6 tRNA genes are annotated in these 553 nt (G+C 54.4%); all 6 read right to left on the reverse strand.

Annotated features, from left to right (window positions below):
• Nucleotides 1–50: 50 nt before the first annotated feature.
• Nucleotides 51–125 (reverse strand) — tRNA-Gln (locus tag JG50_RS0117905).
• Nucleotides 126–137: 12 nt separating this feature from the next.
• Nucleotides 138–222, reverse strand: a tRNA-Tyr gene (locus tag JG50_RS0117910).
• Between the two features lie 8 nt (nucleotides 223–230).
• A tRNA-Val gene (locus JG50_RS0117915) sits at nucleotides 231–306 on the reverse strand.
• Between the two features lie 7 nt (nucleotides 307–313).
• Nucleotides 314–390, reverse strand: a tRNA-Glu gene (locus JG50_RS0117920).
• 6 nt (nucleotides 391–396) lie between these two features.
• Nucleotides 397–472, reverse strand: a tRNA-Thr gene (locus JG50_RS0117925).
• A gap of 5 nt (nucleotides 473–477) precedes the next feature.
• Nucleotides 478–552 (reverse strand) — tRNA-Asn (locus JG50_RS0117930).
• Nucleotide 553: the final 1 nt, after the last annotated feature.

Raw genomic sequence — 553 nt, forward strand, 5'->3', positions numbered from 1 at the left:
CCCTGATTAAAAGTCAGGTGCTCTACCAACTGAGCTAATGGCTCAAACATTGGCTGGGGAAGTAGGATTCGAACCTACGCATCACGGAGTCAAAGTCCGTTGCCTTACCGCTTGGCTATTCCCCAACACTTAAGGAATGGTGGAGGGAGTAGGATTCGAACCTACGAAGGCAATGCCAGCGGATTTACAGTCCGCCCCAGTTGGCCACTTTGGTATCCCTCCGCATCAAATGGTGGACGCTGACGGGATCGAACCGCCGACCCTCTGCTTGTAAGGCAGATGCTCTCCCAGCTGAGCTAAGCGTCCGCTTTTGTGGTGACCCGTAGGGGATTCGAACCCCTGCATGCCAGCGTGAAAGGCTGGTGTGTTAAACCGCTTCACCAACGGGCCATTTCATGGAGCTTCCTACCAGGCTCGAACTGGTGACCTCTTCCTTACCATGGAAGCGCTCTGCCAACTGAGCTAAGGAAGCATTTCTGGCTCCTCAGGCAGGACTCGAACCTGCAACCTACCGGTTAACAGCCGGGTGCTCTACCATTGAGCTACTGAGGAA

It is taken from the genome of Thermoactinomyces daqus (genome assembly GCF_000763315.1).
Classification (GTDB): Bacteria; Bacillota; Bacilli; order Thermoactinomycetales; family Thermoactinomycetaceae; genus Thermoactinomyces_A; species Thermoactinomyces_A daqus.